Annotated in this window: 22 protein-coding genes; 10 read left to right on the top strand and 12 right to left on the bottom strand. The window is 68.7% G+C overall.

What is annotated here, in order from left to right:
• The first annotated feature begins 177 nt into the window (after positions 1–177).
• The 3 genes from ED92_RS06465 to ED92_RS06455 are packed head-to-tail and all read left to right on the top strand — an operon-like array spanning position 178 to position 3,193.
• Positions 178–1,374 carry an AI-2E family transporter gene (locus tag ED92_RS06465; RefSeq protein ID WP_037334090.1) on the top strand — a complete coding sequence of 399 codons (1,197 nt, stop codon included), beginning with the start codon at positions 178–180 and terminating at the stop codon, positions 1,372–1,374.
• Positions 1,371–2,537: a MacS family sensor histidine kinase gene (macS, locus tag ED92_RS06460; protein WP_037334086.1), complete on the top strand. Its 1,167-nt coding sequence runs from the start codon at positions 1,371–1,373 to the stop codon at positions 2,535–2,537. Before ED92_RS06465 ends, macS begins: the two co-directional genes overlap by 4 nt.
• Complete coding sequence (locus ED92_RS06455; protein ID WP_016338311.1) at positions 2,534–3,193, top strand: response regulator transcription factor; 660 nt, start codon at positions 2,534–2,536, stop codon at positions 3,191–3,193. Before macS ends, ED92_RS06455 begins: the two co-directional genes overlap by 4 nt.
• 1 nt (position 3,194) lies before the next feature.
• Here ED92_RS06455 and ED92_RS06450 read toward each other — a convergent pair whose 3' ends face one another.
• Positions 3,195–4,121: a hypothetical protein gene (locus tag ED92_RS06450; RefSeq protein ID WP_052120299.1), complete on the bottom strand. Its 927-nt coding sequence runs from the start codon at positions 4,119–4,121 to the stop codon at positions 3,195–3,197.
• Between the two features lie 195 nt (positions 4,122–4,316).
• Here ED92_RS06450 and ED92_RS06445 point away from each other — a divergent pair, with 195 nt between their 5' ends.
• A complete protein-coding gene (locus ED92_RS06445) occupies positions 4,317–4,979 on the top strand; it encodes a DUF1707 domain-containing protein (protein WP_037334083.1) in 663 nt (220 codons plus the stop codon).
• Here the strand turns inward: ED92_RS06445 and ED92_RS06440 are convergent.
• The 7 genes from ED92_RS06440 to ED92_RS06410 all read right to left on the bottom strand — a co-directional run bounded on the left by ED92_RS06440 (position 4,976) and on the right by ED92_RS06410 (position 12,692).
• Positions 4,976–6,394: an MFS transporter gene (locus ED92_RS06440; RefSeq protein ID WP_037334080.1), complete on the bottom strand. Its 1,419-nt coding sequence runs from the start codon at positions 6,392–6,394 to the stop codon at positions 4,976–4,978. The genes ED92_RS06445 and ED92_RS06440 overlap by 4 nt on opposite strands.
• Positions 6,395–6,498: 104 nt before the next feature.
• On the bottom strand, positions 6,499–8,133 hold the full coding sequence (gene ptsP, locus ED92_RS06435; protein WP_037334078.1) for a phosphoenolpyruvate--protein phosphotransferase: 1,635 nt from the start codon (positions 8,131–8,133) through the stop codon (positions 6,499–6,501).
• Positions 8,134–8,201: 68 nt separating this feature from the next.
• A complete protein-coding gene (locus tag ED92_RS06430; RefSeq protein ID WP_037334076.1) occupies positions 8,202–9,062 on the bottom strand; it encodes a ribokinase in 861 nt (286 codons plus the stop codon).
• Between the two features lie 316 nt (positions 9,063–9,378).
• Positions 9,379–10,527: a hypothetical protein gene (locus ED92_RS06425; RefSeq protein ID WP_235213207.1), complete on the bottom strand. Its 1,149-nt coding sequence runs from the start codon at positions 10,525–10,527 to the stop codon at positions 9,379–9,381.
• 26 nt (positions 10,528–10,553) lie between these two features.
• Complete coding sequence (locus tag ED92_RS06420; RefSeq protein ID WP_037334073.1) at positions 10,554–11,795, bottom strand: WXG100 family type VII secretion target; 1,242 nt, start codon at positions 11,793–11,795, stop codon at positions 10,554–10,556.
• A 3-nt stretch (positions 11,796–11,798) separates the two neighbouring features.
• Positions 11,799–12,116 (bottom strand): hypothetical protein, encoded by a 318-nt coding sequence (locus ED92_RS06415; protein ID WP_037334071.1) that lies wholly within the window; start codon positions 12,114–12,116, stop codon positions 11,799–11,801.
• A gap of 24 nt (positions 12,117–12,140) precedes the next feature.
• Positions 12,141–12,692 (bottom strand): YbaB/EbfC family nucleoid-associated protein, encoded by a 552-nt coding sequence (locus tag ED92_RS06410; protein ID WP_037334068.1) that lies wholly within the window; start codon positions 12,690–12,692, stop codon positions 12,141–12,143.
• A 190-nt stretch (positions 12,693–12,882) separates the two neighbouring features.
• On the opposite strand from ED92_RS06410, the gene ED92_RS06405 reads away from it, so the two are divergent.
• Positions 12,883–13,275, top strand: coding sequence for a hypothetical protein (locus ED92_RS06405; protein ID WP_037334065.1), 393 nt, complete (start codon positions 12,883–12,885; stop codon positions 13,273–13,275).
• A 17-nt stretch (positions 13,276–13,292) separates the two neighbouring features.
• Positions 13,293–14,012 carry a TetR/AcrR family transcriptional regulator gene (locus ED92_RS06400; protein ID WP_037334062.1) on the top strand — a complete coding sequence of 240 codons (720 nt, stop codon included), beginning with the start codon at positions 13,293–13,295 and terminating at the stop codon, positions 14,010–14,012.
• On the opposite strand, the gene ED92_RS06395 is transcribed toward ED92_RS06400, so the two are convergent.
• The 3 genes from ED92_RS06395 to ED92_RS06385 all read right to left on the bottom strand — a co-directional run bounded on the left by ED92_RS06395 (position 14,013) and on the right by ED92_RS06385 (position 19,007).
• Positions 14,013–14,750: an SDR family oxidoreductase gene (locus ED92_RS06395; RefSeq protein ID WP_037334058.1), complete on the bottom strand. Its 738-nt coding sequence runs from the start codon at positions 14,748–14,750 to the stop codon at positions 14,013–14,015.
• Between the two features lie 89 nt (positions 14,751–14,839).
• Positions 14,840–17,686: a leucine--tRNA ligase gene (gene leuS, locus ED92_RS06390; protein WP_037334055.1), complete on the bottom strand. Its 2,847-nt coding sequence runs from the start codon at positions 17,684–17,686 to the stop codon at positions 14,840–14,842.
• A gap of 169 nt (positions 17,687–17,855) precedes the next feature.
• Positions 17,856–19,007 carry an esterase-like activity of phytase family protein gene (locus ED92_RS06385; RefSeq protein ID WP_037334053.1) on the bottom strand — a complete coding sequence of 384 codons (1,152 nt, stop codon included), beginning with the start codon at positions 19,005–19,007 and terminating at the stop codon, positions 17,856–17,858.
• A gap of 65 nt (positions 19,008–19,072) precedes the next feature.
• On the opposite strand from ED92_RS06385, the gene ED92_RS06380 reads away from it, so the two are divergent.
• Positions 19,073–19,495, top strand: coding sequence for an SdpI family protein (locus ED92_RS06380; protein WP_037334050.1), 423 nt, complete (start codon positions 19,073–19,075; stop codon positions 19,493–19,495).
• Here ED92_RS06380 and ED92_RS06375 read toward each other — a convergent pair.
• Positions 19,492–20,073, bottom strand: a complete 582-nt coding sequence (locus ED92_RS06375) for a YqgE/AlgH family protein (protein ID WP_007032276.1) — start codon at positions 20,071–20,073, stop codon at positions 19,492–19,494. The two genes, ED92_RS06380 and ED92_RS06375, sit on opposite strands and share 4 nt — an antisense overlap.
• A 209-nt stretch (positions 20,074–20,282) precedes the next feature.
• On the opposite strand from ED92_RS06375, the gene ED92_RS06370 reads away from it, so the two are divergent.
• From ED92_RS06370 to ED92_RS06360, 3 genes are all read left to right on the top strand, one after another.
• Positions 20,283–21,545 (top strand): MFS transporter, encoded by a 1,263-nt coding sequence (locus tag ED92_RS06370; protein ID WP_037334048.1) that lies wholly within the window; start codon positions 20,283–20,285, stop codon positions 21,543–21,545.
• Positions 21,546–21,628: 83 nt separating this feature from the next.
• Entirely contained in the window at positions 21,629–22,249 is a 621-nt protein-coding gene (locus tag ED92_RS06365) for a YbaB/EbfC family nucleoid-associated protein (RefSeq protein WP_037334045.1), read from the top strand.
• Entirely contained in the window at positions 22,249–22,578 is a 330-nt protein-coding gene (locus tag ED92_RS06360) for a WXG100 family type VII secretion target (protein WP_037334042.1), read from the top strand. The genes ED92_RS06365 and ED92_RS06360 overlap by 1 nt, the downstream gene beginning before the upstream one ends.
• Positions 22,579–22,586: the final 8 nt, after the last annotated feature.

Here is a 22,586-nt window from a genome sequence, read left to right as displayed (position 1 = left end):
GTGTGAAGAACACTCGGTGTAACACGAAATCACGATCAGTGATCAAGGCTGGCGGAGCCCGGTTACTCCGGAGTCGATCAACGGGCGATGTGTCAAGCGTCGCATCGGGCGAATTCGCCGCTCGCGCGTTGCCCGGAATGTTCAAGAAACGTCGCCTCGGACCGATACGGTGTCCGCGTGAGCGAGCCCCAGCGCAAACAGCCGGAATTCGACCCGGCGAACCCGTTCCTTTCGGAATCCACCGAGGACGTCACCAACCTCGTGCCCCGCGGCCTGCGGATCGGCGCGGCGTTGTCGTGGCGGTTCATCGTGGTGATCGCCGCGCTCTACGTCATCGTGTTCCTCATCGGCTACCTGTCGGTGGTCGTGATCCCGTTGTCGATCGCACTGCTGCTCGCCGCGCTGCTCGCGCCGGCGGTCTCCAAGCTGACGGCGCTGAGATTCCCGCGCGGGCTGGCGGCCGGGATAGTGCTGATCGCGGGCCTCGCGGTGCTCGGCGGGCTGCTGACGTTCGTCGTCGCGCAGTTCTCCTCCGGCCTGCCGGAGCTGCAGAAGCAGCTGACCGAGAGCCTCAACCAGATCAAGGTCTGGCTCATCGACGGGCCGCTGCACCTGCGCCAGGAGCAGATCCAGGAGTTCATCAACCAGGCGATCAGCTTCCTGCAGAACAACCAGGCCTCGATCACCACCACCGCGCTCACCACCGCGGGCACGGTCGGCGAGATCGTCACCGGGTTCATCCTGACGCTGTTCATCCTCATCTTCTTCCTCTCCGGCGGCGACCAGATCTGGACGTTCCTCGTGCGCGGCGTGCCGGGCCGCGTGCGGAACCGGGTCGACGTCGCGGGGCGGCGTGGCTTCGCGTCGCTGGTCAGCTACGTGCGCGCGACGGCGGCGGTGGCCGTGGTCGACGCGGTCGGTATCGGCATCGGCCTGGCGATCGTCGGCGTCCCGCTGGTGATCCCGCTGGCGACGCTGGTGTTCCTCGGCGCCTTCATCCCGATCATCGGCGCGGTGATCGCGGGCGCGGTCGCGGTGCTGATCGCGCTCGTGACGAAGGGCGTCGTCGGCGCGCTGATCGTGCTGGCCATCGTCATCGGCGTCATGCAGCTGGAGAGCCACGTGCTGCAGCCGATCCTGCTCGGCCGCGCGGTGAAGCTGCACCCGCTCGCCGTGGTGCTCGCGATCACCGCCGGTCTCGTCGCCGCCGGGATCGCCGGCGCGCTGCTGTCGGTGCCGCTGCTCGCGGTGCTCAACGCCGGTATCCGGTCGCTGCTGCACGAACACGATCCCGATCCGGCCGAGATCGACATCCTGCGGGATCAGGCGGCGCAGCCGAACGATCCCGGGGAAGAGTCCGAAGCCAAGTCATGACCGAGCCCCCGCTCTGGCGCGCCGTTTCGGCGCTCGGCACGCGGGACCCGGCCACTCCGCTGTGGCGCGGGGTGATCGTGCTTCGCGTGACGACGCTGCTCTTCGCGCTCGGTTCGTTCATCGTCCATTACGACGGCTACGCGAATAAGTGGCTCGCGTGGACGTCCTTCGGCGTGATGACGCTGTGGACGGTGCTGAGCAGCGTGTTCTACGCGCGGCCGTCGAGCCGCTGGCCGTGGCTCGTCGGCGTCGATCTCGCGCTGACCGTCGTCCTCATGTTCACCTCGGCGTGGATCCTGACCACCGCGCAGTTCGACGCCAACACCCCGCTCATCACCACGGTGTGGGCGGCGGTCCCGCCCGCGGCCGCCGGGACGCGGTTCGGCGCGCTCGGCGGGGTGCTCGCCGGGCTTGTGGTCTCGGTGGTCACCGGCCTGGTGCGCTGGCGGTTCGACGTCGACGTCGCGAGGGACGGGTTCCTGCTGACCGCGAGCGGCTTCGTCATCGGGCTCGCGGCGACCATGGCCCGCCGGTCGGCCGACGCGCTGACCAGGGCGTTGCGCATGGAGGCCGCGACGGCCGAACGGGAGCGGCTCGCCCGCTCGATCCACGACAGCGTCCTCCAAGTGCTCGCGCGGGTGCGCAAACGCGGCGCCGAATTCGGCGGGGAGGCCGCCGAGCTGGCGAAACTGGCCGGTGAGCAGGAGATCGCGCTGCGCGCGCTGGTCACCACCGAGCCGACGCATCCGAGCGAGAACGGGACCACCGACCTCCGGTCCGCGCTGCAGCTGCTCGCGACGCCGTCCGTGCAGGTCTCGACGCCCGCGGGCGAGGTCCAGCTGCCGGAGCACGTCACCGCGGAGCTGGTGGCCGTGGCGCGCGAGGCGCTGTCGAACGTCGAGAAGCACGCGGGCGAAGACGCGCATGCCTGGGTGCTGCTGGAGGACCTCGGAACGGAGGTCGTGGTCAGCGTCCGCGACGACGGCCCGGGAATCGCGCCCGGTGTCCTGGAACGCGCGGCGGCCGAGGGACATCTAGGTATCGCGGAGTCCATCAAGGGACGGGTGCGGGATCTGGGCGGGAGCGTCGCCCTGGACACCGCGCCCGGCCAGGGCACGGAATGGGAAGTCAAGGTTCCAGTGGCGGCGAGGGGGAAGCGATGACCGAAGCGCCTCAGGTCTCGGTGATGGTGGTCGACGACCATCCGATGTGGCGGGACGGCGTCGCGCGCGACCTGGCCGAGCACGGATTCGACGTGAAGGCCACCGCGCCGGACGCGCCCGCCGCGGTGCGGATCGCGCGCACGGTCCGGCCGGACGTCGTGCTGATGGACCTCAACCTCGGCGAGACGTCGGGGGTCGACGCCACCCGCGAGATCACCGCGGAACTGCCGTCGACGAAGGTGCTCGTGCTGTCGGCGAGCGGCGAGCACAGCGACGTCCTCGAGGCGGTCAAGGCCGGGGCGTCGGGCTACCTGGTGAAATCGGCCTCGGCGAGCGAACTGGTGGACGCGGTCAAGCGGACCGCGGCGGGCGACCCGGTGTTCACCGCCGGACTCGCCGGACTCGTCCTCGGCGAGTACCGCCGCATGGCGGACGCGCCGGACGACGGGCCCGCGCCGCCGCGGCTGACCGAACGCGAGACCGACGTCCTTCGCCTGGTCGCGAAGGGGATGACGGCGCGGCAGATCGCGGAGAAACTCGTGCTCTCGCATCGGACGGTGGAGAACCACGTCCAGTCGACGCTGCGCAAACTCCAGCTGCACAACCGCGTCGAACTGGCCAGGTACGCCATCGAGCACGGGCTGGACGAGGAGTAGTTCACCCCTGGCCGATCGTCACCACCGAGCGATTCCGCTCGGCGGGCAACGCGGTCTTGACGACCGTCCACTGTGGCCGGTCGAGCCGCCAGCTCGCGACGACGTCCGTGGCGAGCACCAGGCTGTCGTCCTCGGTCCATTCGACCGCGACCCGTTTGAGCTCGGTCGCGATCGGGTTCGAGGGCGCGTGTGTCCAGGTCAGCGTGTCGAGGGCGAGCACCCAGACGTCGGCGGTCTGCGTGGCCGTCCCGGCCCAGGCCGGGTCGCCGAACAGCACGGCGACCTTGTAGCCGTCGCGGCTCGGCACCGCGGCGCCCGGCGTGCCGTTGGCCACCGGGCGTTTGACCGGCGTGCGCTCGTTGTTCCGCAGGTCGAGCACGGAGAACTCGGTCAGCTCGGCCAGCAGCATCCGGTCCTTGGTGAGCGCGAGCACGCGGGGGAACTGGCGCACGGCGCGGCCGGTGGCGGGGTCGATCAGCACGTCCTCGGCGGTGGCCGTCCCGGTGTTCACCGTGATCAGCAGGCCCTGCGGCACCTCCTGGCGCACCGCCATCGTGCAGCTCGCCGGGCGGCCGCGACCGCGCTCGACACCGAGCAGGGAGACGTATTGGAGGCGGCACAGGTCGTTGCCGTCGTCGCGGATCAGCCAGACACCGCTCTCGTCGGCGGCCGGGGCGACGCTGCGGGCCTTACCGAGTTTCCACGGCTGATTCTTGGGGTCGCCGTAGACGAGCACCTCGGACGGCTCCAGGCACGACGGCCCGCAGCGGCCGGCCGACAGCACGACCGGGAACTTGCCGACGCGGATGACGTCGTTGACCCGGTCACCGCCCGGAGCGCCAGGCAGCGGCGTGGTGGCGCCGGTGGCGGGGTCGAGCATCGAGGGCGGTGAGGTCGCCATGACGAGCCGGAAACCGCTGTGGTCCACCGGTATGCCTTCGAGTTTCGACGGTGGCGGCGATGTCGGCTCCGGTTTGAGCGTCGGCAGCTTCGCCTCACCACCGAAAGAGCAACCGGCCAGCAGCAGGACGGCCGCCAGCAGGGCAGCACAGGGGAGAAATGCGGGTCTGTTCAGGGTATTTCCCCGATCTCGCGCGTGAGAATCGGTTCTACCATTCCTGACATGGGCGAGGAAGAGCAGCCGGCGACCGAAACCAAGCCGTTGACCGGACGGGACATCCGGGTCTCCGACGCGGAGCGCGAACACGTCGTCGAGGTGCTGCAGAAGGCGATCGGCCTCGGGATGCTGAACCTCGACGAGTTCACCGAACGGACCGACCGCGCCCTCGCCTCGAAGACCCGCGGTGAGCTGAACGCGGTGCTCACGGATCTGCCCGGCCTGGTGCATCCCGAAGCCGGAATGGTGCCCCGGCAGCAGCAGAACCCGTGGGCGCCGCCGCGGCAGCACGCCTACGCGCAGGCGTCCGGGCAGGTCATGGAGCTCAACGGCAAGTACTCGGCGTTGCAGCGCAACGGGAACTGGCTCGTCCCCGAGTCGATGGTGATCCGGAACAAGTACGGCGCCACGAAACTGGACTTCTCCCAGGCCGAGATCCGGTATCCCGTGGTGCACATCGAACTGCAGGCCAAATGGGGGCCGGTGGAGATCACCATCCCCGAGGACGGCGCCGTCGACACCAACTCGATCACCGACATCAAGTTCGGCAACCTCGACGACCGGACCCGCTCGAACGGCCGCCCCGGCACGCCCCGGTTCGTCATCACCGGGCGCGTGCACGGGGGGTCGCTGATCATCAAGTACCCGCGGCGGGGCTTCTTCGGTTAGGCGCCGACCGGGCGCACGTGGCGCAGGTGGCGGACCACGAAGAACGCGACCGCGGCCAGCACCAGCGCGGCCAGCCCGGACACCGCGTGCATCCCGCTGGCGAACGCGTCGTGCGCCGGGACGGCGTCGGCGAGCCGGGACCGGGTGACCGCGTTGCCCAGCGTCCCGACGATCGCGATACCCAGCGCGTAGCCGAATTCGTTGCCGGTCTGCGAAAGCGAGGCCGCCGAACCGGCCTTCTCCGGCGGCACGGAGCCGACGACCAGATCCGTGCCCAGGGTGATCAGCGGGCCGCCGCACAGGCAGGTGATGGCGAAGGCGATCGCCGGGATCACCGGTCCGGTTCCGGGTTCGACCTGCGTCAGCAGCAGGAACCCCGCGATCGCGCCGGCCAGCCCGGTGGCGATCAAGGTCGCGGGGCGGATACGACGGGCGAGGATCGGTGCGGCCAGGAAGCCGGCGGTCGAGGCGAGCATGCCCGGCAGCAGCGCCAGCGCGGCGCCGATCGGCGAAAGCTCCAGCACGATCTGGAAGAACTGCGCGACGAAGAGCATGGTCGTCCCGCCCAGCATGGAGAACGCGCACATCCCGCCCAGCGCCGTCGTGAACGCCCGGCCGCGGAACAACGTCAGGTCGATCAGCGGGTCCTGGAGGGTCCGCTGGCGCCGCACGAACACCACGCCGAAGCCGAGGCCGATCAGGAGCGAGACCACCGGGACCACGTGCACACCCTCGCGAGCGAGTTCCTTGATGCCGTAGACCGCGGGCAGGATCGTGACCAGGGAAAGCGCGACGCTCGCGAGGTCGAGGCGACCGGCGTTCTCGTTGCGGTACTCGGGCAGGAGCTTCGGGCCGACGACGAGCAGCAGGACCATCGCGGGGACGCCGAGCAGGAACACCGAACCCCACCAGAAGTGCTCCAGCAGCACGCCGCCGACCATCGGCCCGACGATCGCGCCGACGGTGAAGCAGCCGGCCCAGATGCCGATCGCGAGCGAACGCTGACGGCTGTCGGAGAAGAGGTTGCTGATCAGGGCGAGCGTCGACGGCGCCAGCGTCGCACCGGCGATCCCGAGGATCGCGCGGGCGGCGATGAGCATCAGCGCGCTGGTCGAGAACGCGGCCAGCACAGAGGCCAGCCCGAACGCCGTGGCGCCGATGAGCAGCAGTTTCCGACGGCCGATGCGGTCGCCGAGGGTGCCCATGGTCACCATGAAGCCGGCGATCATGAAGCCGTAGACGTCCATGATCCACAGCTGCTGGGTGCTGTCGGCGCCGAGGCTCTGGCTGAGCTTCGGCAGCGCGAGGATCAGCACGAACACGTCGAGGGAGACCAGGAAGGTGGGCAGGGCCAGTACGGCCAGCCCGACCCATTCCCGGCGTCCAGCCCGCGTCGGGGTCATGGTGGTCGTCATGGTCCGGTCCTTTCGTCGCTTCGGTGTCTTTCACCTAGGCGTCGAAGCGGTGGACCGGATTTCGACATCCCCCCGGATCCGATTTTGGGAGCGGGGGACCTTTGCTACCGCTTGGCGGCGGCCTGCCTAGCGGCGACCGGGTCCGACGTGGCCAAAGCCGCGTCGGCCAGTGCCTCGCACTCGGCCAGCGTCGTGGCCGCCAGGCTCGCCCCGACCGCGCGCACGGCGGGCGCGTTCATCGAGAGGCTGGTCAGGCCGAGTCCGGCCAGCACCAGCGCGAGCCTCGGATCGGCGGCGGCCTCACCGCAGACGCCGGCGGGCTTGCCGGTGTCCTTCGCGGCCTGGCCGATGACCTTGAGCAGGCGCAGCAGGCCGGGCTGCCACGGGTCGTTGAGCTTGGCGACGGCGCCGAGCTGGCGATCCGCGGCGAAGGTGTACTGCGCGAGGTCGTTGGTGCCGACGGAGACGAAGTCGACCGCGTCGAGGATCTCGCGGGCGGTCAGCGCGGCGGCCGGGATCTCGATCATCACCCCCGCGCGGGCGATTCCGGCGGCACGGACGCGCTCGGCGAACCAGGCGGCCTCGGCGGCGGTGGCGACCATCGGGGCCATCACCGAAACGTCGGCGCCGGAGTCCTGCGCCGCACCCGCGATGGCATCGAGCTGGCGGTCGAGGATCTCGGGACGGTCGAAAGCGACGCGAAGGCCGCGTACGCCGAGCGCCGGGTTGGGCTCGTCCTCGGGCTCCAGGAACGCGAGGGGTTTGTCCGCGCCCGCGTCGAGGGTGCGGACGATGACCGGCTTGCCGCGGAATGGCGTGAGCACGGCGGTGTAGGCCTTGCGCTGCTCTTCGACGCTCGGCTCGGAAGAGGCGTCGAGGTAGCAGAACTCGGTTCGGAAGAGGCCGACGCCTTCCGCGCCCGCCTCGGCGGCGGCCTGGGCGTCGGTGGCGGAACCGACGTTGCCGAGCACCTTCACCCGGTGGCCGTCGGAGGTCGCGCCGGTGCCGTCCCACTCGATCGCGCCGGTCTTGGCGGCCGTGACGACCTCGGCGTTCGGGTCCGCGACCTCGACGACGCCGGTGTCACCGTCCACCGCAAGCGCTTGCGCGTCGAGCGCGAGCAGGCCGCGGACCGCGACGACGGCGGGAATGCCGAGCGCGCGGGCGAGGATCGCGGTGTGGCTGGTGGGGCCGCCCTCTTCGGTGACGAGCGCGAGCACCTTGTCCGGGTCGAGTCCGGCGGTGTCGGCGGGCGCGAGGTCGCGGGCGACGAGCACACTCGGCGAGGCGAGGTCGGGAACGCCAGGAGGCGCGATGCCGAGCAGTTCGGCGATGAGCCTGTCGCGCACGTCGAGGACGTCGCGGGCCCGCTCGGCCATGTAGCCACCGGCGGCCGCGAGCGCGTCGGCGAATTTCCCCGCCGCCTGGTGCACCGCGCGCGGCGCGGGCAGGTTCTGATCCTTGACGAGTTGCTCGGCCGAGGAGACGAGCGCAGGGTCGGCCGCCATCGCCGCGGTGGTGATGAGGATCGTCGCGGCCTCACCGGTCGCCGTCTCGGCGAGCTTCTCGAGCCTGCCCGCCACGATCTGCGCGGCCGGGGCGATCCGGGCGGCCTCGGCGGCGGGATCGGCCGGTGCCGGCGTGCTCGCGGGTTCACCCAGCGGTTCGGCGACCCGGACGACAGGACCGCTCGCGCGGCCGGGACTGACGGCGACCCCGGACAGTGACTCAGACGGCATGGTCTAGACCATATCTCATAGGCGGCGTGAGCTGGCTCATAGCCATCAGCAGAACACAGAAGAGGACATCATTCCAGTTCGGACGCCGTCGGATACGAAGGCTGCGCGCCTTGGCGGGTCACCGTGATCGCCGCCACCTTCACCGCCTCGCGCGCCGCATCGACCAGCTCCTCGCCCTTCGCGAGCGACGTGGCGAGCGCCCCCGCGAAAGCGTCACCGGCGCCCGTCGTGTCGACGGCCTCGACCTTCGGCGACGGTACCTCCGTCACCCCGTCGGCCGTCACCACCGCTGCCCCCTTCGCGCCGAGCGTGACGACCGCGGCCTTCGGACCGAGGTCGAGCAGCTTGGGGAAATCCGCCTCGCCACCGAGCAGGAACGCGGCCTCGTGCTCGTTGACCAGCAGCACATCGAGACTCTGCAGCGTCTTCGCGGAAAGCTCGGCCGCCGGCGACAGGTTGAGCAGCGTCTTCACGCGATGTTCGGCGGCTTTCGCGACCGCATGCTCGACGGTTTCGAGCGGGATCTCCAGCGACAGCACCACGATCTCGGCGCCGTCGAGGTCGACGTCCTCGGGCCGCAGGGCGGAATTGGCGCCGGGCGAGACGAGAATCGAGTTCTCACCGTCGGGCGTGACCGTGATGTACGCGATCCCCGTCGGGCGCTCACTCGTGCGCAGCGAGCCGGTGTCCACCCCGGACTCGGCGAGCGACCGCTTGAGCAACTCGCCGTACGGGTCGTCGCCGACCGCGCCGAGCAACGCGACGTCCGCCCCGAGCCTGGCCGCGGCGACCGCGGTGTTGGCGCCCTTGCCACCCGGCGACAAGATCGTGTCGCCACCGAGTACGGTTTCGCCACCACCGGGTCGCCGATCGACCGGGACGACGAGATCGGCATTGGCGGACCCGATGACCAGCACCTGAGAAGTCATGGAAGAGACGATGCCATGACCAGCAGTTGTCCGGGCATGACCCTTCTCCAGACGAAGATGTGAAGAACTTTGTAACTTTCTCGGCGCGTAGTGCGACAATCAGGCGAGCAGCGGAACGCCGTCACTCTTTCGGGGGATAACCTTCCCCCGGGCGTCACTTCGGCGATCACGCCCGCTCTTGAGATGCGTTGCCGCGTCCAAGCGGTGACGTTGCCCCGATCCCGGCTTCCGCCGGGAAGAGGGCATCGGGTCGCCGGCGTCGATCACGTAGCCCCCCGAGTGATCGGCGCCGGCGGCGCCCCGGTTGACGGGCGCCTCAGCCCGCTACTGCTGTTTCCCGAAACTCCACTTCTCGCGCTGTTCGCATGGCAATCTCGAACTCACGCCGGGCGTTGCCTGTGAACGGCTCCGCCAACCGGTACCAACCGCCGTCGAGGACATCGGACTCTTCGTCGTATCGATCACGCCTGGTCAGGCTCACCAGGTTTGGATGCCGGATCCGGAATGCCTCCGAAGCGGGAAGGAACTCCAAATATCTGCGCTGGTCGTCGATACCCCAACGCACCGCGTCGATCTCGTGCCACCACACACCTACGACGGAGCCATAGGTTCGCAGGAAATACCCGCGCCGTCCGAGTTCGAGTACCGCCTTACGTTCCTTCTTGTGCGTCTCGCTCTCGAGCCCATCGACCACCAACGTCACCACGAAGAGCGCGAAGAGGATCACGAACGCGCCAACCCGCACGAAAGTGACGTCGGTGGCGGCCGCGACCACGAGAAAGCACACCTCGATCATCAGCGAGCAGAGGTTGAACACCTTCAGCTTCCGCTTGTCCCAGCCATTGACGTGAATCTTCACCACGTCGTCCTCGACGACCAGCTCCTCGCCTCGTGCCACGTCGACGATCGGTTCGTCGGGTCTTGCGACCACTGCGTCGTTGTCGTTCTCGATCTCGACCTCGACATGGCGAACGAGGACGGGAAGCAACTCCTCGGCCTCACGCGGACTGAGGTCGACGTCCGAGACCTGGAGGTCGCCATCCGGCTCGCGGGTGAGCCCTGTCGAACGAGCGTCGAAATCCGGGCCAGGCCGCAGAACGAGCGTGAACTGATTGTTCTTCGGCCTGCGATGGGTGTACTCGCGGAACTTGAGGCTCAGGAACGCCTTCTCGATGTCGCTCCACGGGGCGGTCCAGCTGACCAGCCCGTTGGCGATCCGGGTGATGCCGGTCGCTTCGATGACCAGCTCATCAGCGGGCGGTGGCGTCCGATAGTTGCGGAACTCGATGCTGCCGCAGTAGACGAAGACGGCACAGAGCACACCACCGACTATGCGTACCGCCAACTGATAGTCGCTGAACACCGCGAACGCCATGACAACGGTCAGCGTGCCGAAGAGAACGACCAGCACCAGATGACCGAAGACCTCCGGCGTTCGTGAGATCACCAACCGTTCGTCGGACACGTGCCGTTCCTTCCGGTTTTCGACGATCACAACGAGCCGGAAATCCGGTTTCCGCCGGGCTGATCAAAAATCGGTGTCTCATCGTCGTCCGCAGCCGCCTTCTCGTACACGGGCTCCGGGGCGTTCTGCGGAGCACCGCTGGCGCTGTAGGGCCCAATGAAGCCTGCGGGAGGTGAGGCTTTCTGACTCGGCGGCTCCTCGTCCGAGCCACCGATGACCCCATCGGCCATCTTCCCGTAGAACTTCCGCTTTTCCTTTGTCAGGTTCTCCCGGAAGTCATCGCCATATTCATCCTTGACTCTCTCGACGACATTATCCTTAATCTGAGACAGATTCTTGCCAAGACCATTCTTCTTTGCGGTGTCTTCGAGCGCGAAGATGTGCTTGCGCGACTCCGGAAGGTCAGCTCGCGCCTTGGCTACCTTGTCAGCGAAAGTCTTGCTCTCCTCGGCGGCGTCGACTGCCTTCTTTCCACCACCGGTGAACTTCTTCAGCGCCTTCGGAGTCAGGGCGTCCTTGATCTTGTCGAAGCCATCCGTGAGACGCTTGAAGAGGCCCTTCGCCTTGTCGAACGCCTTGGTCAGCTTCTTGATCCAACCGACGCATTTGTTCGCGTAGCCGATGGCCTTCGGTGTCCCCTCGGCGGCGATACCGGCGGGCATCGCCGGCCCGGGGTAACGCATCGCGATGCTTATCAGCTTCCCGAGACACTCGGAGATCAAGTCACGGACGATGGTTCGCACGACCGCGAGGATCATCTTGCAGACGCTGACCAGCGTCCCGATGGAGTTCGCGCCCGAGGCGATACCCGCGTACAGATCGGCCCGATTCTTGGCGAAGGCCCGATAGGCATCCGCGGCATCACCGGTCCAATTCGCGCTTTCCCGGTCGACGGCCTTGCTCAGGTCTTCGCTGACCGACTCGAGTTCTTTGCCGATGTTCTCCCAGGTGCCGATCATGTTGTCCAAAGCGACCTGATCACCGACGAGCCAATCGAGTGGCTCACGGAGAAACGGGACGTGCTCGATGATCCAGCCGAACGCCGACGCCGCCAGAGTCCCGATGGGATCGGCGACGAGATCGGCCAACCCCATCGCTCCGTTGGCGAGATTCGCCAACCCTTCCGCCCAGTCTCCACTCGCGATCTTGGCGCCGGTGTCCCAGAAGTCTTGGAGGATTCCCGCGCCTTCGAGCGAGCTCTCGTCTTGAGCCGCATCTGTCTTGATCAGCGGATTGGGACCCGGAGCCGAAACGGGAGTTTCTGCCATCGGTCAGTCCTCCACCTTGAAGAGGCTCTTGAACTCGTCCTCCTGCATTTGCTTCCTTTGCTGCCAGGTGTGCACACGATCGGCATGGTCGGCCGAAGCTTCGACAGCCGACTCGATCGCACTCCGCGCCAGGCTCTGGACGGTGGCGCAGATCGCGGCGAGCGGGATTCCGACGAGGCCGAACGCTTCATCGCCCATTGCCGCGTCCGCGGCAGATCCCGTCAGCGCGACTCGTTGCCCCAGATAGTCGATCGTGTTGCGATGCGCGGCGAGCTCCGCGGGATCGACCTTGAAATCTTCAGTGCCTTGTGGCTGCCCCATGGTTTCCCTCCCTCAAGAACCCGCTCAGCGCAGGAAGTCGCCGCCGGTGAAGTAGTCGTCCTCGTGGTCCGTCTGCTGCCTGCGCGCGGCACGAGGCGGCGCGGGCGGGGTCGCCGGGGGTGCGGGCGGCTTCGGCGCGGGAGGGGGCGGAGGCGCGTCGAGTTCGTCTTCGGCGACGAAGCGGTCGTCCTCGTCGGGTTCCTGGTGGCCGCCCTCGACGTAGCCCGTCGGTTCGGGTTCCGGGTACTCGTTGTGCAGCTGGTTGACCAGCTCGTTCATCGTTTCGGTGCCCGCGATGGACGGCACGCCGGTCTGCATCGCGCCCGCGAGTTTGCTCTGCGCGCTCTGGACGACTCGGAGGATCTCCTGCGCGAGCGCCGGGTTGTCCCGCACGGACGGGCCGATTTCCAGGCCCACCAGGTTCCCCGCGTGGTTCACCCTGACCGAGATCTGGCCGTCTTTGCTGCGTTCGGACACCGAGACACTTTCGATCTCGGTGCGCATCTGATTCGCCTTCCGCTGGGCGTCGGCCAGCTTGGCCTCGAAATCAGCGAAGAGCTGCTCAGGGTTCGACACGCGAACCTCCCCTGTTCACGTCGTAGCCGTTCGGCGACCGAGTGTGGCATACCCGTCTGACATCGGGGAACGTTTGCCGGACATCCGCACCCCGGTCGTGTGGATCACCACAGCGACCTCCGGTTTTCCCTACCGGATCCGACGGCTTACCTCATGTTCCCGCAGGTCAGCGCCCCCTAGCGTGCCAGGTATGACGATTTCGGACTGGAAACGCGCGGTCTACGCGCTTCTCGTACTTCCGGGGTATCTCGGTGGCGCGAAGGTCCAGCGTGGACTGTCGCGGCGCTGGCTCGGGCACGAGAGCGGGTCCCGGCCGCGGTTCGTGGCGGCGTTCGGTCCGAGCGCGGCCGCGTTCCTGCTCGCGTTGCTGCTGTTCTACCTCGTCGGGCGCATCGCGACCTACGGGCTTTTCTGGACCGGCAGCGATCCCGAGGGCACGTGGGGCGGGCCGACGCTGGCGGGGGCGTGGATCGTGCACTTCCTCATCGCGGCCGGGATGGCCATTCCGATCTTCCTGGCCCTCCGCCCGCTCACACGGCTCCAGTCCCGGCTTCTGGGTTCTTCCCCGGTAAGGGGGCACTGACCACCTAGAATGCCCGGATGACGAACACCGGCCGCAGGGGTCGCGAGCGGGCCGCGACCGATCAGGACATCCGCCGGACGGCGCGGGCGCTCCTGGTCGAGCAGGGGCCGGAGGCCGTGACCCTGCGGGCGATCGCGCGCGAGCTCGGTATCACGGCGCCGGCGTTGTACCGCTACTACGGTTCCCGCGACGATCTGGTCGAGCATCTGCGCGCGGACGTCGTCGCGGATCTGGCGGCCGGGCTCGCCGAGGACATCGCGCAGCTGCCGGACGAGGGCGCGCTGCAGCTTTTCGCCATCTGCAAGGGATTCCGGCGGTGGGCGCTCACGCACACCAAGGAGTTCACGCTGGTTTTCGCGTCGCCGGCCGGCGACGACACGTTGAGCAGGCTGGACGAGCCGTTCGGGCGGATCTTCCTCGCGGCGGCGGGGCGCGTGCTCGCGATGCACGATCTGGTGACGCCGTCGAACGACGTGGTCCCGGCCGAGCTGCGCGACGATCTCACGTCGTTCCAAGAGGAACTGCTCGCCGTGCTGAAGGAGTCCGGGGCGACGTTCCCGCTCGAAAAGCTCGACCTCGGCGTGACGTACCTGATGATCCAGTTCTGGGCCCGGCTCTACGGGCACGTCACGCTCGAGGTCTTCGGCAACTACCCGATCCCGTTCTCGAAACCGGACGTCCTCTTCGACGCGATGCTGGCCGATCTCGCGCGCGAGATCGGCCTGTCCACCGAGTAGCTAGGCAGCGTGCCCGCCGTCGACCGAGACGGTCGCGGCGGTCACGTACTTGCTTTCCGGCCGTGCCAGGAACGACACGGTGGCGGCGACCTCCGACGGTGAGCCGTAGCGGTCGAACACCGTCAGGCTCCGCTGGTCGGCGGCGTACGGGCCGTCGGCCGGGTTCATGTCGGTGTCGGTCGGGCCGGGGTGGACGATGTTCACGGTGATGCCGCGCGGCCCCAGTTCCCTGGCCAGGCCCTTGGTCAGGCCCAGCAGCGCGGTCTTGCTCACCGCGTACAGCGACATCCCGGGGCCGGGCACGCGGTCCGAGACGCAGCTGCCGATGGTGATCACGCGTCCGCCGTCGCCGAGGTGCCGGGCCGCGGCCTGGGTGGCCACGTAGACGCCGCGGACGTTCACCGCGAGCACGCGATCGATGTCCTCCAGGCTCGTCTGGTCGAGCGGGCCGACGAAGCCGACGCCGCCGTTGTTGACCAGCACGTCGAGCCTGCCGAATTCGGCGACCGCCGTGTCGACCGCGGAGACCACGGCCGCGGCGTCGGCGCTGTCGGCCTGGATCGCCAGCGCGCGGCGGCCGAGCGCCTTGATCCGGTCCACGACACCGGCCGCGAGCTCGGCGTTGTTCTGATAAGTGAGTGCGACGTCAGCGCCGTCCTCGGCGAGCCGGATCGCCGTGGCGGCACCGATCCCGCGGCTGCCGCCGGTCACCAAAGCCACCTTGCCGTCGAGGGTCATGCGGTGTTCTCCGTTCGATTTCGTTGTCCTTGAACAACTCCATCGAATCGCCGCACGACCCTCGACGCTGGCGTCTTTCGGCCACGGTGCTACAGGACGATGTTGACCAAGCGCCCCGGCACGACGATCACCTTGCGCGGGGTGCCGTCGCCGACCAGCGCGGCGACCTTCTCGTCGGCCAGCGCGGCCGCCTGCACGGCGTCCTTGCCCGCGTCGGCGGGCACGGTGACGCGGGAACGCACCTTGCCGTTGACCTGGATCGGGTACTCCACGGAATCCTCGACCAGGTACTTCTCGTCGACGACCGGGAACGGCCCGTGCACCAGGGAATCCGCGTGGCCCAGGCGCTTCCACAGCTCCTCGGCCAGGTGCGGGGCCAGCGGCGCCAGCATCAGCACCAGCGGCTCCACCAGCTCACGCGGAGTCGCCTCGGCGCCGCCGTAGACCTTGGTGACGTGGTTGTTCAGCTCGATCAGCTTCGCGCCGGCCGTGTTGAACCGCAGTTCCGCGTAGTCCTCGCGGACCCCGGCGATCACCTTGTGCAGCTGCTTGCGATCGGCGTCCGTGGCGTCCACTGTGGACACACGCAGTTCGCCGGTCTCTTCGTTGACGACCAGGCGCCACAGACGCTGCAGGAACCGCTGCGCCCCGACGACGTCCTTGGTCGCCCACGGCCGCGACACGTCCAGCGGGCCCATCGACATCTCGTAGAAACGGAAGGTGTCGGCGCCGTAGGTCGCGCACATCTCGTCCGGGGTGACGACGTTGCGCTGCGTCTTCCCCATCTTCCCGTATTCCTGCTTGACCTCTTCGTCCTGGTAGAAGAACTTCCCGTCCTTCTCCACGACGTCTTCGGCCGGCACGTAGAACCCGCGGGAATCGGTGTACGCGTACGCCTGCACGTAACCCTGGTTGAACAGCTTCCGGTACGGCTCCTTGGACGACACGTGGCCCAGGTCGAACAGCACCTTGTGCCAGAACCGCGAGTACAGCAGGTGCAGCACCGCGTGCTCGACGCCGCCGACGTACAGGTCGGTGCCGCCCGGGTCTTCGACGCCGTGCTCGGCGGGGCGCGGGCCGACCCAGTACGCCTCGTTCTCCGGCGCGACCAAGGCTTCGGAGTTCGTCGGGTCCAGGTACCGCAGCTGGTACCAGCAGGAGCCCGCCCAGTTCGGCATCGTGTTGATGTCACGACGGTAGGTCTTCTTGCCGTCCCCCAGATCCAGTTCGACCTCGACCCACTCGGTGGCGCGCGCCAGCGGCGAGGACGGCGTGCTGTCCTTGTCCTCCGGGTCGAAGGTCACCGGCGAGTAGTCGGCGACCTCGGGCAGTTCGATCGGCAGCATGCTGTCCGGCAGCGCGTGGACCTGGCCATCCTCGTCGTAGACGACCGGGAACGGCTCGCCCCAGTAGCGCTGGCGCGAGAACAGCCAGTCGCGCAGCTTGTACTGGACGGTGCCGCGGCCGTGGCCGTGCTCCTCCAGCCAGCCGATCATCGTCTTCTTGGCCTCGTCGACGCCCATGCCGTCCAGGAAGCCCGAGTTGATCGCGGGCCCGTCGCCGGTGAACGCCTTGCCGTCGAAGCCTTCCGTCGGCTGCACGGTGCGGATGATCTCCAGGCCGAACTTCTCGGCGAACTCCCAGTCGCGGGTGTCCTGGCCGGGGACGGCCATGATCGCGCCGGTGCCGTAGCCCATCAGGACGTAGTCGGCGACGAAGACCGGGATCTCCTTGCCGTCGGCCGGATTCACCGCGTAGGAGCCGGTGAAGACGCCGGTCTTCTCCTTGCTCTCCTGACGGTCCAATTCGGACTTCCGGGAAGCGGCCTCGCGATACGCGGCGATCGCCTCGGCGGGGGTCGCGGCGCCGCCGGTCCACCGGGCGTCGACGCCTTCGGGCCACGTCGCCGCGGTCAGCTTCTCGACCAGCGGGTTCTCCGGCGCGACGACGACGTAGGTCGCCCCGAACAGCGTGTCCGGACGGGTGGTGAAGACCTCGATCTCCTGCTCGCCCGCCGCGAACTTGACCTGTGCGCCGTGCGAGCGGCCGATCCAGTTGCGCTGCATGGACTTGACCTTCTCCGGCCAGTCCAGCAGGTCCAGGTCGTCGACCAGGCGGTCGGCGTAGGCGGTGATCCGCATCATCCACTGCCGCAGATTGCGGCGGAACACCGGGAAGTTGCCGCGTTCGCTGCGGCCGTCGGAGGTGACCTCTTCGTTCGACAGCACCGTGCCCAGGCCGGGGCACCAGTTCACCGGCGCCTCGGAGATGTAGACCAGGCGGTGCGTGTCGATGATCTCCAGCTGCTCGGCGCGGGTCAGCTCGCACCAGTTGCGGCCGTCGGGCGTCCGGCGCTTGTCCTGCGCGTACTCGGTCTCCAGCTCGACGATGGGCCGGGCCTTGCCCGCCTTCTCGTCGTACCAGGAGTTGAAGATCTGCAGGAAGATCCACTGGGTCCAGCGGTAGTACTCCGGATCGGTGGTGCGGATCCGGCGCCGGTCGTCGTGGCCCAGCCCCAGGGCGCGCAGCTGACGCAGGTACGTCGTGATGTTCTCGTCCGTGGTCTTGGCCGGGTGCTGCCCGGTGCGCACGGCGTACTGCTCGGCGGGCAGGCCGAAGGCATCGAAGCCCATCGTGTGCAGCACGTTGCGGCCGATCATGCGGTGGTACCGCGCGAAGACGTCGGTCGCGATGAAGCCCAGCGGGTGCCCGACGTGCAGGCCGGCGCCCGACGGGTACGGGAACATGTCCTGGACGAACAGCTTGTCCGACGGGACCTCACCGTTCTCGTCCGCGAGCGGGCCCACCGGGTTCGGTGCGTGGTAGGTGCCGTGGTCGGACCAGTAGTCCTGCCAACGCTGCTCGATCTGGCCCGCCAGCTCCGCGGTGTAGCGGTGCTGAGGGGCCGCGTCGGCGCCTTCGCTCGCCTGGTTCATCGCCGAAATCCTCCGTGCTCATCCACGTCAAGCCACTCCAGAAACAACTCGACCCCTCAGCCCGGAGGGCATGAGGGGTCGCCGCGCTGGTCCCGGCCGTTCGACCGAGTCAGCGCGGCAGGCCAAGGAGCAGCCGAGCCGTGTTCATGGAGCCAGTTTAACGCCCAGGTCAAAGGCGTTCCGAGGGGACCGCCAGAGCGATGAACTGGGTCACCTGGGTCGCGGAGAAGTTGTTGTCACTGACCAGGACCAGGCTGCGCTCCCCGTTCGGGAGACGCGGGCCCCAGGTCATGCCCTCGACGTTGTCCACCGTGGACAGTTGGAAGTCCGCCAGGTCCGCCAGCAGGCGTTTCTTGACCGGCTTGACCTTCTTCGCGTCGGCGAGGTAGGGCGTATTGAGGACGTTCGTGGCGCCCTTGGTGTCGATTTCGTAGATGCGGATCTTGTTGCCGACGCCGGTGACGAACGACCGCTCCATCACCAGGTAGCGCGTCGGGTCGGCCTGGTCGACGGCCAGCAGCGACGAGATGCCGGTGGTCGCGAACGCGCCGGGCGGGTTCGGCGACGCGAAGACCTTCTCCTGCGGGTACGCGTACTGCGCGAGGACCGGCCCGAACCGCGACTGGACGGTGATCCGCGAAAGGGCGCCCGACGTGGTGTTCGCCTCCGGGCCGTCCTGGAGCAGCGGGCCCTCGACCGAACTGGCGACCAGAGACCCGAAGCCCGCGAAGGTGAGGCCTTCGAGGGCGAGGTTCTGCCGCGGTCCTGCCGTCTCGGCCATCTTCTCGTTGGCGGGAATCGGCAGGTCACGGGTGTAGGAGCCGTCGCGCTCCGCCTCGCGGATCGACGGGTCGATCCGGGCCGCGGCCGACCGCTCGCCCTCCTGCGACCAGACGTACCGGCCCGTCCAGGGGTCGACGCGCAGCTCTTCGGGGTCGATGGTCTGCATGTTCGGCGGCTGCGCGGGGTCGTTCTTCGCGAGCGGCGGGTACGGCGTGCCGTCGGGACGCAGGAGCGGCTTGGTGCCGGTGAAGGTCACCGGGCCGAGGCCCTTGGCGTCGAGAGAGAACTTCGCCGTGTAGAAGCGCGCCGGGTTGATGGCGGAACGGTCGTCGCAGATCAGCGCGTACTCGCCGGTGCGGGGGTCGTAGTCGATGCTGGACAGGCCGCCGACGACGGTGCCCTCGTAGGGCAGGGCGTTCGGGACGATCTGTTCCCCGATCAGGCGAAGCGGACGGTGACCCGCTTCGGCGGCCGGTGCGGCCATCAGGGTGAGGGGAACGGCCCCGATCAGGGCTGCGGAAAGAGCTCGGCGTGACATGGCCTGTAGCACAGTCGATCAGGGTATCCGGCAGGTTGCCGGGACGTCACGCTTATCCTCGTGGAGTGTTCGTCATAGCGCTGGTCCCGATCGTGCTGGGTGTCCTCGTCGGCTGGGGTGGGTTCCTCGGCCTGCGTGAGAAGCTGCCGCGTGACCGCGGCGCCGGCGTGCGCACCGCCGCCACGATGCGCAGCGAAGAGGCCTTCCGCCTCGGCAACAAGGTCGCCGGGGTCCCGACGCTGACCGGTGGCGTGATCGCCGTCCTCGCGGGGATCGCCGCGCTGGTCATGCCGACGACGTTCGGGCTGCTGCTCGCCTCGTTCGTGGGTGTGGTCGGGATGGTCGCGCTGGTCACGGCCGGGGGAGTGCTCGGCAACCGCGCCGCCGCGACGGTGCCGGAGCCCGAACCGGAGCGGCCCGCCGGCTGCAGCGGCTGCGCGTGCGGCACCTGCGGCGTCTTCAAGAAGGCCGACACCGCCACCGCCTAATTGCGCTGCAGGTCTCCCGGGTGGGTGGCCAGCAACGCCAGCGGGATGCCCTGACGCCGCAGCACCTGCCCCCACAGATCGTGGTGCGGCGACGCGAGGACGTCGCTGGGCAACGCCGGGACGATCACCCAGTCGTCGCGTTCGATCTCGTTCGCCAGCTGGCCGGAATCCCAGCCCGCGTACCCGGCGAACACCCGCACACCGCGGACCTTCGGCACCAGGATCTCGGGATCGGTGTCGAGGTCGACCAGCGCGACCGGACCGCGGACGGCGATCACACCGGGCACGCTCGACGCCGTCTCGCCGGTCCGCAACGCGGCCAGGCACAACGCGGTCTTCTTCTCGACCGGGCCGCCGACGAACACCGACTGCGGCTCGGCGACGTGCCCGCCCCAGTTGGGGAGCACGTCGTACACCGGCACGTCACTCGGCCGGTTGAGCACGACGCCGAGCGTTCCCTCGTCCCGGTGATCGATGACGAACACGACGGTTCGCCGGAAGTTGGGATCGAACATCGTGGGGGCGGCGACCAGGAGCGTTCCCGGTTCGACCTCGGCGTCCGCTGGCACGTCCGCCATGATCCCACTTCGAGCGGGGACAAATCGTCCGGCTCTGGGAACAACAGCATCACGAGCACCGTTGGACACAACGGTCGGTGCGCTTTCCGTGTCCCCCGGGCTCACTGAAGAACCGCCTTTGTGGAATACCGTCCGGCTGGAGCCACACTGCGCATAGCCGCCGAGAGGCGACCTCAAAGCGCATCGGCCACCTTCAATAGGCTGGTGCCGTGACGACCACCGCCACGGCGCCCACCAGGGCGTTCGTCCGCGACCGTGACTTCCTCCGCCTGCTGTTCACGCGGTTTTCCGCGCACTGGGGCAACGGCATGTACCAGGCCGGGCTGGCCGGCGCCGTCCTCTTCAACCCCGAACGCGCCGCCGACGCGCTCGGCATGGCGGGCGGATTCGCGGCGTTGCTGCTGCCGTACTCGATCGTCGGCCCGTTCGCGGGCGCCCTGCTCGACCGCTGGGACCGCCGGAAGGTCCTGATCTTCGCGAGCCTGCTGCGGTCGGCCACCATCCTCGCGACGGCCGTCGCCGTGGGCACGGGCGTGGCCGGGATCGGGCTCTTCTCCCTCGCGCTGGCGTCCGAAGGCATTTCGCGGTTCATCGGTTCGGGTCTGTCCGCGTCGCTTCCCCATGTCGTCGAAGAAAAGTCCGTGGTCGCCGCGAACGCCTTCGCGGCCACCTGGGGTTCGGTACTCGCCGTCGTCGGAGGCGGCTGCGCGATCGGCCTCCGGGCGCTGACCGGCGCGGACGACGCCGGTTCCGCCTGGGTCACCGCCGTCGCCGCGCTGGGCGGGATCGGCGCCGCCGTCCTCGCCGCCGGATTCGCCCGCGGACTGCTCGGGCCGTCGACGGTCGACGAGCCGTCGAACCCGGCCCTCGCCGTCGCCCGCGGCCTGGCCGACGGCGCGAAGGCGGCCTGGCGCACGCCCAGCGTCACGGCCGGGTTCGTCGCGCTGTTCGCCCATCGCGCGTCGTACGGAATCTCACTGCTGGTGACCGTCCTGCTGATGCGCAACCATTTCGCCGCCGGGATGACCGGGCTTGGCGAGATGGCGGCGTTCGCCGGTGCCGGGATCCTCGTCGCCGGGCTGCTGACCGCCTGGCTGATCAAGCGGATCGGCCGGGTCCGCGTCGTGGTGGGGGCGCTGGTGCTGGCGGCGGTCGCGCAGTCCGCACTCGGCCTGCCGATGACGATCCCCACCGCGTTGCTCGCGGCGTTCCTGGTGACCGGCGCCGGGCAGGTGCTGAAACTCTGCGTCGATTCCTCGGTGCAACTCGACGTCGCCGACGAAGCCAGGGGACGCGTCTTCGCGCTCTACGACACCCTCTTCAACATCACCCAGGTCGTGGCGGTCTCACTGGCCGCGACGGTGATCCCGGCCGACGGACGCTCGCCGGGGCTGCTCGTCACGGCGACCGTCCTCTACCTGGCGGGAGCCGCCGGTCATCTGCTCGCCGGGCGAAAACACCAGATCCGGTGATATGGCGCGGGCGTTGGCATTAGGGTGACGCTTACCGACACCGGGTGGCGTATGCCCGGGATCCAGCACTAGCGGGGGCTCAAGTGACGACGGCCGGCGACGACAGCGCACGCCTCGAAGCGCGCAATGCCGCCATGAAGGACCAGGTCGACACGCTGCTCGAACAGTTCGAGCGCCAGACGGCCCAGCTCCGGGACGCGCAGGAAGCCGCTTCGCAGACCTCGGCGACGGTGGTCTCGCAGGACGGCCTCGTCCGCGCCACCATCGACGCGACCGGCACCCTCGCCAAACTCGAGATCCAGCCGAACGCCTTCGAGCGCACCAACCCCGCGCAGCTGGCCAACACCGTGCTGACCCTGGTCCGCCAGGGATCGCTGCAGGTCAAGCAGCAGGTCGCCGAGCTGATGGCCCCGATCACCGAAGGGCTGCCGGACCTTTCGGACCTCATCGAAGGCGCGCCTTCACTGCAAGGGCTGGTGCCGGTCATCCCGGACTTCCTCGCGGCCGAAGAGGAAGGGGAGCCGGTGAAGTCCGACGAAGACTTCGACGCCCCGCTGATGATCAAGGACGACACGCCGCCGCCTCCTCCGCCACCGGCCGCCCCACCCGCGCCGCCGACGCCGAAACCGGTTCCGAAACGGGTGCGTCAGCAGGACGACGATGAGGAAGAGCCGCCTTCGAGCTGGCTGACCAGGGGAGTCTGATGCCGAACGGTGGGGGCGGAGCCGGATTCACCGCGGATCCGGATGCGGTGAAGTCGGCCGCGGCCAAATTGGGGATCGCCGCGGACCAGCTGGACGAGGCGGGCAAGGAACTGCTGGCCGCGATGAACTCGCTCGGCCAGTGCTGGGGCAACGACGACGCGGGCAAGGAGTTCGCGAAGGACTACGAACCGGGCGCGCAGGGCTCGTCCGAGGGGTTCGCGAACATCGTCGAGGCGCTGCGGGGTATGCAGCACAACGTCGAACGGTCGATGACCGCGTTCACGAACGCCGAGGAAGAGATCAAGTCGACGCTGGACAAGAAGGTCTAGCGCCGTGG

Origin of the sequence: Amycolatopsis sp. MJM2582, from assembly GCF_000754115.1 — a bacterium.
Lineage (GTDB): Bacteria > Actinomycetota > Actinomycetes > Mycobacteriales > Pseudonocardiaceae > Amycolatopsis > Amycolatopsis japonica.
Note: the sequence above shows the minus strand (reverse complement) of the source record. Positions and strands in the feature narration are given on the sequence as shown.